The organism is Streptomyces sp. NPDC055140, from assembly GCF_053607285.1.
Window position 1 is genome coordinate 1 of sequence record NZ_JBSGTG010000080.1, and the last position, 8,250, is coordinate 8,250.

General features: G+C 67.3%; 7 protein-coding genes and 2 pseudogenes. 4 read left to right on the forward strand and 5 right to left on the reverse strand.

Annotation, left to right across the window (positions count from 1 at the left end; genetic code table 11):
* Window positions 1-100: pseudogene (locus tag ACWFR4_RS46815) on the forward strand (IS481 family transposase); the annotation flags it as partial.
* A 167-nt stretch (window positions 101-267) separates the two neighbouring features.
* On the opposite strand, the gene ACWFR4_RS46820 reads toward ACWFR4_RS46815, so the two are convergent.
* Window positions 268-1,854, reverse strand: coding sequence for a hypothetical protein (locus ACWFR4_RS46820; protein ID WP_453657852.1), 1,587 nt, complete (start codon window positions 1,852-1,854; stop codon window positions 268-270).
* A 438-nt stretch (window positions 1,855-2,292) separates the two neighbouring features.
* Between ACWFR4_RS46820 and ACWFR4_RS46825 the strand changes: the two genes are divergently transcribed.
* The 3 genes and pseudogenes from ACWFR4_RS46825 (at window position 2,293) to ACWFR4_RS46835 (ending at window position 3,499) form a co-directional block, all read left to right on the forward strand.
* Window positions 2,293-2,442 (forward strand): hypothetical protein, encoded by a 150-nt coding sequence (locus ACWFR4_RS46825; RefSeq protein WP_453657854.1) that lies wholly within the window; start codon window positions 2,293-2,295, stop codon window positions 2,440-2,442.
* 150 nt (window positions 2,443-2,592) lie between these two features.
* Window positions 2,593-2,948 (forward strand): annotated as a pseudogene (locus ACWFR4_RS46830) (transposase); the annotation flags it as partial.
* A gap of 125 nt (window positions 2,949-3,073) precedes the next feature.
* Window positions 3,074-3,499, forward strand: coding sequence for a hypothetical protein (locus ACWFR4_RS46835; protein ID WP_453657856.1), 426 nt, complete (start codon window positions 3,074-3,076; stop codon window positions 3,497-3,499).
* Between the two features lie 275 nt (window positions 3,500-3,774).
* Here the strand turns inward: ACWFR4_RS46835 and ACWFR4_RS46840 are convergent, their stop codons facing one another.
* From ACWFR4_RS46840 to ACWFR4_RS46855, 4 genes are all read right to left on the reverse strand, one after another.
* Complete coding sequence (locus tag ACWFR4_RS46840; protein WP_453657858.1) at window positions 3,775-5,100, reverse strand: ATP-binding protein; 1,326 nt, start codon at window positions 5,098-5,100, stop codon at window positions 3,775-3,777.
* A 313-nt stretch (window positions 5,101-5,413) separates the two neighbouring features.
* Window positions 5,414-6,217, reverse strand: a complete 804-nt coding sequence (istB, locus tag ACWFR4_RS46845) for an IS21-like element helper ATPase IstB (protein WP_453657860.1) — start codon at window positions 6,215-6,217, stop codon at window positions 5,414-5,416.
* Window positions 6,217-7,464 (reverse strand): IS21 family transposase, encoded by a 1,248-nt coding sequence (gene istA / locus ACWFR4_RS46850; RefSeq protein WP_453657862.1) that lies wholly within the window; start codon window positions 7,462-7,464, stop codon window positions 6,217-6,219. Before istA ends, istB begins: the two co-directional genes overlap by 1 nt.
* Before the next feature lie 335 nt (window positions 7,465-7,799).
* Window positions 7,800-8,147: a hypothetical protein gene (locus ACWFR4_RS46855; protein ID WP_453467604.1), complete on the reverse strand. Its 348-nt coding sequence runs from the start codon at window positions 8,145-8,147 to the stop codon at window positions 7,800-7,802.
* Between the last annotated feature and the right edge of the window lie 103 nt (window positions 8,148-8,250).

Sequence of the window (8,250 nt, forward strand, 5' to 3'; positions counted from 1 at the left end):
AGACTTCCTCCACACCTACAACCACCACCGATGCCACACCGCACTCGCAGGCAAGCCCCCCATCAGCCGCGCAAACAACGCTTCAGGGCAATACACCTAGTAGGTGCCGGACGGAACCGACGGGGTTGATGCCGGAGGCATCCGCCCTGACGGTTCGCGCAGTCCCCGCACTGCCGGGGGACCCGTCGGTACCTCCCGCATGCCTTTGGAAGGTCTGGGTGCCGATGAGGTGGTCGTCATGCCACATCTTCCAGGTTGTGCCGTTGGTCATGAGTCCTCCGGACGTCTGCGGCGTACTACGAGGGTGACTGCCGCCAGCACGGCGACGGAGCCGGTCGCCGTCGCGCCTGCGATCAGGCCGGTGGAGGGGGCGGAATTCGCGTCGGATTTGGCCGCGGATTCGGATTCGCTCCGGTCGTTGGCCTTGATCGCGGCGAAGTCGTTGGCGGGGTTCGGGTCGCCGGTGCTGAAGCCAGGGGCTGGGACCAGACGGGCGGTGACGGAGCCGGTGAACGCGGAATCCGCCAACGGCAGAATGACCTGGCGTACCTCGCCGGGCTCCAGCCCCTCGTCGGAGTCGAAGAAATAGCCGATCGGACACCGGTAGACACGCTCCCCGTGTGGGACACATGGCCGGCCGTCTTGCTCTTCCTCTTCGCCGTCCCCGCCGTCGTCGGAGGGTGCCGGGACGGTGGCACCCGGCGGAAGGGTGATGTCCAGGTACACGAGGTCCTTGTTGTCGATGCGGAAGGCAGCCGCCGGGCCCTCGTTGCGTACGGAGAAGGTGAGTGAGGCGGGCTCCCCGAGTCCGCCGGCCGACTTGAGCCCGTCCGCCTTGACCGAGAAGTCGGCGTGGTTGCCGACAGCGGCCAGTTCGAGCTTGCGAGCCCCCGGATAGCCCTCCTCGGCGGCCGCGAAGTCGCCCCCAGAGGTGGGAACCAGGCTGACCGGCGGTGCGGTACCTGGGGTGCCGCGCTTGTCGGCGGGGTCGGGGAGCAGGCGGGGCTCGATCCGGTAGCCGACCCAGGGCCGCAGGGCTTCCTCGGTGACCCGTACCGCGATGGGCCTGCTGAACTGGACGGTTTGCCCGGCGGCGACGGGCGTACGGAAGTCGCAGAACGGGCCCTGCGACTCCCACTGGCAGTTCCGGGGCAGACGTACGATCTCCAGCCCGGGCGTCGCGCCAAGCCCGAGCGAGAACTCCTTGACGGGGGTGCTGCCGATGTTGCGGAGCTTGAAGGGCAGTTCGACGATGTCGTCGGTGCGCAGTCCGCTGCGGTCGGGAAGTTCTGAGATGACCAGCTTTGGCGTGCCCGCGGTGACCTGGGTGGTGGCGGTGACTGGTGTCTTGCTCTCGTCCACGCTGAGCCGGTATTTGAGGTCGCCGGTGGCGCCTGCGCGGGCGCCGGGGGCGGCGGTGAGGGTGACCCACGCGGCGTAGGTGTGGTCCTGGGCTTTGCCCTTGTTGATACAGGTGACGACCAGGCCCTTCGCCTTGCATATCTCATAGTTCGGCTTTATCTCCGCAATTCCCCGCAGATCGGTGGCGTCGATGACCAGGCGGAGGTTGTGGACCGGGCCGGGCGGGGTGAACTTGTAGTTGTACTGCGGCAGGCTCGGCGCCACGTAGCCCTCGCTGTCCGCCTCGGCCGGCAGTGTCAGATTGAGTGCCTCCGGGACCTCGAGCTGCCCGGTGACCGTCCTGTTCGGCGAGAGCGAAGGGTCCTGCCGGGGGGATGCATGGGCCTGGCCACCGCCGGCGCCCAGCAGAAGCAGCACGCCGGCGGCTGCCGTCGCTGCGACCCGGCGACGGGTCCGTACGATCCACAAGGCGTTCCAGGAGGCTGGCTTCATTCTCCGAGCCTGCGCGAGCCGGGACACGGAAGGATCACACCGTCGTTCCGGCATCGACACAAGTCGGGTACGCGACAGATTCCGCTCGTAGACCAGTACGCGGTCATCTGGCGGCCTCGCCGGTCGGCCATCTGTCGCCAGGCCGCATCCAGCGCCTGGGTCAGGCCGGCCAGGCGATCCTCGACCGGCTGCTGCAGGCTCAGCCCCGCCAGGAGGTCTCGCGCATCGCCTCCCGGCGCGCCCCGTCCAGCAGCCTCGCGCGCGGGTCCGCCCAGCGGTTGGACGGCGCGGCGAAGACATCCCGACGGTTCGACGCGCGGTGCGGCTGCTCCAGCACACACACCACCTACGCGTCGCGGTCCACCGTGCTCTCGGGCAGCTTGGCGGTGGCGCACACCTCGCGCCGCCACATCCCAGGAGCGCACGCTGAGCTGGCTGGTGCGATCGAGGCGCCTGGTGCGGGATTACGAGGTGCTGCCCGTCATGCACGAGGCGATGGTGCAGTGGTCGATGACCATGCTGATGAGCAGCCGCCTGGCCGGACGCCGCCGGGACGCCTTCCTCACCCCGCGGCCGGCACCGAGCTGACCAGGCCGAACACCCCTGGCTCGTTCTCGGTGGCCCAGCCCCGGGCAGCCAGACGCTTGATCCGGCCCCCACCCCCTCCACCTTCGCCGGTGTCGTGCCCCAGCCCAGCCCAGTCCAGCGCATGAGCGATCTGCTTCACCCGCAGCCCACCGCATGCCCGGCCTGGGCGTCATCCTCGGCGCCGAGTTCCTGGCCGTCACCGGTGGCGACATGAGTGCCTTCGGCACCCCCGACCGCCTCGCTGGCTTCGGTGGCGTCGCACCCGTCCCGCGTGACTCCGGCAAGATCAGCGGTAACCTGCGGCGCACCAGCGATACAGCCGCCGACTCCAGCGCGTCTTCTACACCTCCGCGCTGTTCAGCATCCAACTCTGCGATGAGTCCCGCCGGTTCTACGACCGCAAACGAGCCGAGTGCAAGCGCCATACCCAGGCCGTCCTCGCCCTCGCCCGCCGCCGCGTCAACGTCCTCTGGGCCCTCCTTCGAGACGGACGGTGCTACCAGCCGGCACCCCGATCTCAGTCGCCGCATGACGTCCTTGCCTGCGATCCGTGCCTCCCGGACAACCTGGTCGTCAGATCCTGTCGAGTAGGGCAGGATCATCCGGATCGATGCCGCAGGGAGAGAGACCAGTGATCACCGCCACTCAAGGAGTGAAGCTCACATCGCTGTGCGCGAGCTGCGGTGGTGAGCTGGTCCGCGACGTCGGTCAGTTCATCGAACGCGGTCGGTTGTGGTGGGGCGTTGAAGGGCAGTGCCTAGCCTGCCCGGACGCATGGTGCGAGATGGACACAGGCCCAGCTCCCGAAGACATCAGGCAGGCCCTACTGACCACACACGGGCCCGCTCGGCTTCACCTTGCGGACAAGGACGCAAGCCTCGTTCACGTGCTGCGGGCCCTGCGCGAGATGCAGGACCTTTCGCTGGGCGAAGCGCGGCTCATGGCCGCCGACCTCAAGGAAGTCGGCCTAGTCGGCACGTCCGTGGAAATGGCCTACCTGGCTGAGGGACTACGCAACCGGTCCGTCACGGTGACCATCACCTCGTCGTCTACCTGACCGTTGCTGAACCTGACCGGGATGGGTTGACAAGCGGCATTAGGAATCGATGGGCGCCAGCCTCCGGACAACAGCCGCGGGTGCGCCGGAGATCGGGCGTCCGCAGCGACTGCGAACATCGGGGAGGCCCGAAGTTGGAGCCGGGCGACGGAGTGCCCACCGCCGTACCGTCAGCGGTGGCCGGCCCCACTCGGGCCACAGCGGGGACCGGCCTCCCTGGTCGGGCGTACACCGTACGGATCGACCCTCACAACTCCCTCTCCGACTCTTCTGTCTCAACAATCCAGATCGCACGAACGCTCAGTGCATTCGGATACCTCATCGGAAGCGCCGTTGTGCGGTCGCGCGACACTCTCCGTGAGGAGCCGCGGCACGTTCGCCGGGAAGCGCGCCCACGCGACCTTGGTGGTGCGTGTGCACCCGAAACCCCAGGCCCCTCGGGTGAGTTCGTTCACAATGGAGAGCCCTCTGCCGCGCTCGGCGAGCAGGTCCAGTAAGGCGTCCAGCCCTCCTCCGCGCCCTTCGGGGTCGGGAGCGAAGTTGGCATCCGAGGGAAATGCTGGAATCTCAGGGACGTGCGGATCTCTGTCCTCGATCTCACAGATGTACCCAGCCGCGGTGAGCCGCAGCCTCATCTCGTACAGTCCCGGCGCGTGTTCAGTCGCGTTGGCCACGAGCTCGGACACGGACAACACCGCGTCCCCGATCGCCCCACCGCTCAAACCGAGTTGGGCAAGGATGCGGCGTAAGGCAGCTCTGGCCTGTGCCGACGGATTGGGGGTGCAACTCGTCCAACGCAACACGACACAGGGGTTTGTGACCATAGGACGGGGGCGGGGAAGGTACGGACTATTCACCGGCGCCGTCCCCTCGCCGCATGCCGCCCTCGGGTGATGCGTCGGTGACGGCCAGGCCCCGGGCCCACGCGCGTACGCGCTTCGACTACGGCGAAGGGGCCCGCCAGCGCTAGGGAAGGCAGCATCAGAACGGCGGTAGCCAAAAGAGGGACCACGATAGATACCTCCACGGTGATCGCGGTTGGGACGCGACCACGACACCGTGGATCGGGAAAGAGCGGACCACCCCTCACCCAGGTCTTTCAACAACCAACAGCTTGCAGCGGTACGCTTCGCGGCCTGGAGACGACAGCCGTATCGGCCCAGAAGCCGTGACGAGCGAGCCGCCCTGCCGCCGGAACGAGGGCTTGGACTGAAGACTCCCGCCACCGGTGTTTTGAGGTGACCGGCGGCGGGAGGGGTGGGCCAGTCGATGGCGAGGGGTGAGGCACGGCACGGGCCTGTGGCTGCGAGAACATCCCGGTTGGCTGCGAGACACCTGGCCAGGTCTCTCAGCGAGCACACGATCTGAGCACTCGGGATCGGGCTGAAGTCTGTGATCTCCGGTGCTGTTGCACGGTAGTTGGAAGGCTCGATGCCCCATGCTTCGACGAGGCTCCAGCCGGCCTGGATGTCTACGGTGCGACCATCCGCCGATGAAAGACGCAGCATCTGTGACGGTGGGTGCCAATGTGCAACCGCAGGTCGTCGTGGTCGCCCCCTCGTGGAGAGCCACTCGAATCCGAGAGCGACAGATGCCGTCATGCTCAACCCCGTGATCGCCGACTACATGGACGGCCAGATCAGGAAGGTGAAGCGGCCACCCCACGGCCCATCCGGCACGTGAGTGGCACGGCACCGAAAAACGGCCGAGAACGACTGAGGCCAAGATCCTCCGGATTCGCACCAGTTGACCTGGGCCTCAGTCACGTCCCGAGACTGGTAGGCGCGGACGATTTCGATCCGCCGACATCTGCCTTGTAAGTTCTGCCTGGTGAGGTCGTCTGTCGGCGACGCTTGAATTGTGAGCCAGTTCCGGCGGTTGAAAAGTGACCCCCTGCTGGTCAGTTGATGTTGGTCATTCCCCGGTATTGGCGGCTGGAACCCGTCCGAGGTCGCGTCCGCGCATGCGGTAGCTGTCGCCCTTGAGCGAGATGACTTCGGCGTGGTGGACGAGGCGGTCGATCATGGCGGCGGCGACGGTGTCGTCGCCGAAGACCTCGCCCCAGCGCCCGAAGGGCTTGTTGCTCGTGACGATCACGGACGCGCGTTCGTATCTGCCCGAGATGAACTGGAAGAACAGGTTCGCGGCCTCGGGTTCGAAGGGGATGTATCCGACCTCGTCGACCACGATCAGCGGGATGCGGCCGAGACGGGTGAGCTCGTCGCTGAGCCGGCCGGCTGTATGGGCCTCGGCAAGGCGGGTCACCCACTGGGCGGCGGTGGCGAACGCGACCCGGTGGCCGGCCTGACAGGCCCTGATTCCGAGCCCGGTTGCCAGGTGGGTTTTGCCGGTCCCAGGAGGCCCGAGGAAGATCACGTTCTCCTTCCCGACGACGAAATCAAGCGTCCCGAGGTGAGAGATGACCTCGCGCTTGACCGACCGCTGGTGGTCGAAGTCGAAGTCCTCGAGTGACTTGCGGGAAGGAAAACGAGCCGCGCGGATCCGTCCCTCGGCGCCATGGGAGTCGCGGGCGGCAACCTCCCGCTGCAGGCAGGCTGCCAGATACTCCTCATGGCTCCACTCCTCCGAACGGGCCCGATCGGCGAGCCGGGCGGCCGCATCTCGCAGAGCCGGAGCCTTCAACGCCTTGGTGAGATAGGCGAGTTCGGACGTGGCGTCGCGATTGCTGCCTGTCTGTTTTTTGTTGTTCGCGCTCATCACGCTGCCCCTTCACCAGTGGTCAGTCCGCCGTCGATGACCCCGAAGATGCGGTCATAGGACTCGAGCGACCTCTCTTCGACCTCGGTGAGATCCGCGGGCGCCTGCTTCAGTGCGGCAGTCCTGCGGCCGGCCGCGGCAGCGGCCGCATGGTCCGGATCAGTGATCGTCTGATGACGAGCCCAACTACGGGCATGCCGGGCCACTTCGACGCCGTCGCAGGTCACCAGCACCTGTTCCAGATCCGCGGCCACCTCGACACGACGGCCAATGGCCAACGGGTGGACGGAGTAGTCGCAGGTGTCCAGGCGGACATAGTGGTCCCGCGGCAACCTGAGCGATGCCTTCCACCAGCCCGGCGGAGCGATGGGCGGCAGCGACAGCATCCGCGACCGGTCCGCCTCGAGCCGGTCCGCTGGACGGGCCTGCAAAGTGCGATGGACACGCCGATTCGCCTTGGCGAGCCAGTCGGCCAGCTGGACGTTGAAGTCCGCCGCCGAGGTGAACACCCGCCCCGGCAGAAACGACGTCTCCAGATAGCCGTTCGCCCGCTCGACCAGGCCCTTCGCCTCCGGATCCCGCGGCTTGCAGAGCACGAACTTCACCCCCAACAACCCAGCGAACGCAGCGAATTCGTCGGTGAGCCGTGGCCCTCCGGACCGCCAGGAGCCCACGGCACCTTCGTTGTCCCAGACCAGCACCCTCGGCACAGCGCCGAGGTCGGTCAGCAGGCGCCAGTGCCCGGCGATCAGATCGGCCGCCGACCGTGACGGCAGCATCCGGGCGGTGATCCACCGCGAATAGCCCGCCACCATCACCAGCACCGGCGGATGCCCGGCCTGCCCGAAGCCGAGTGGGATCTCAGCCGGCGGGAACCACAGATCGCACTGGGCCAGCTCGCCAGGTTCATAGACCGTCCGAGAAGCCGGATCGACGGGCCGATAGGCCGGACGCAGTTCCCGGACCCGCTCTTTCAGCACGGTCAGGCCACGGTCCCAGCCGATTCGTTCCGCGATCACTGTCGCCGGCATCTCCGGCCACTGCTCGAGCAGTTCGCGGATCTGCGGCTCGACAACATCGACGATCGAGCCCTTCGCCGCCCGCTGATACTTCGGTGGAGCATCGTCCGCAATGGCTCTGCGAACGGTGTTCCTCGAGATGCCCAGCTTCCTCGCAATGGCTCTCACCGGCATCTCCTCGGCCCGGTGAAGCCGACGAATCTCCGCCCAGTCCTCCACGCTGATCACCACTCCTCCCGGCCTGACTCAACGAGCCAGACCTCTGGAGGGGGTCAACTTTCAAGCGTCGATACCGGTCCACTTTTCAGCCGTCGCCGACAGTCGTCGACGGCGCGATTCGGCGGCCTGACGTCCCCATCGGTCGCCTCGGGATGCCGCTGTCCGCTGTCGTTGATGTCACCTGTGGATGTCAGGAGCGGTTCCGCACGTACCTGACATCTGGGGTGAGGCCGCCGCCATGAGCGCACGACGAACAGCGCGCCGGCCATGGACCTGTTCTAGTCCACTCGCCTCGATGGCGCTCCGGAGCGCGGCCTCACTCTGCGGTGATCGCCTCATCGCCTCTAGCCGTCGGCGCGCTTCCGGGTGGCGATCACGGTGGCGGCCGTGCCCGCCGTTCCGTACAGCGCGTACAGCAGGCCCTGGCCCAGGAGGTCGCCGCGCTTCACCTCCTGGGCGTACTTGAGCTGGTCGTACGTGGCCGTGCCGGCCGAATCGCCGCCGCGGACGTTGTAGTCGAGCGCGCAGGTGTAGCCCTGCCGCATGAGGCCGGGGTGGTCCTCGCCGTCCTCGCCCAGCTGGAGCCCCGGGCAGTCCGGGACGCCGTGGGCCGCCCCGGCCCTCAGCAGGGTGATCACCCCCCACGCCAGCGGGACCAGGAAAAATGCGATGAACACTCCGCGTAACCTCATTGCGGCACCCTAAGGCTTGTCCCGCTAATGATCTTCGAGCTGGGGGACCTCTGCCTGGAGCTGGAAGCGCCATCGGGGAACGGGTGGTTGGGGATGCTCTCGT

Coding starts and splice junctions, on each gene's coding strand:
- ACWFR4_RS46840 (WP_453657858.1), bottom strand. CDS start 5,100: ATGACGGCATCTGTCGCTCTCGGATTCGAGTGGCTCTCCACGAGGGGG.
- istB (WP_453657860.1), bottom strand. CDS start 6,217: ATGAGCGCGAACAACAAAAAACAGACAGGCAGCAATCGCGACGCCACG.
- ACWFR4_RS46820 (WP_453657852.1), bottom strand. CDS start 1,854: ATGAAGCCAGCCTCCTGGAACGCCTTGTGGATCGTACGGACCCGTCGC.
- ACWFR4_RS46855 (WP_453467604.1), bottom strand. CDS start 8,147: ATGAGGTTACGCGGAGTGTTCATCGCATTTTTCCTGGTCCCGCTGGCG.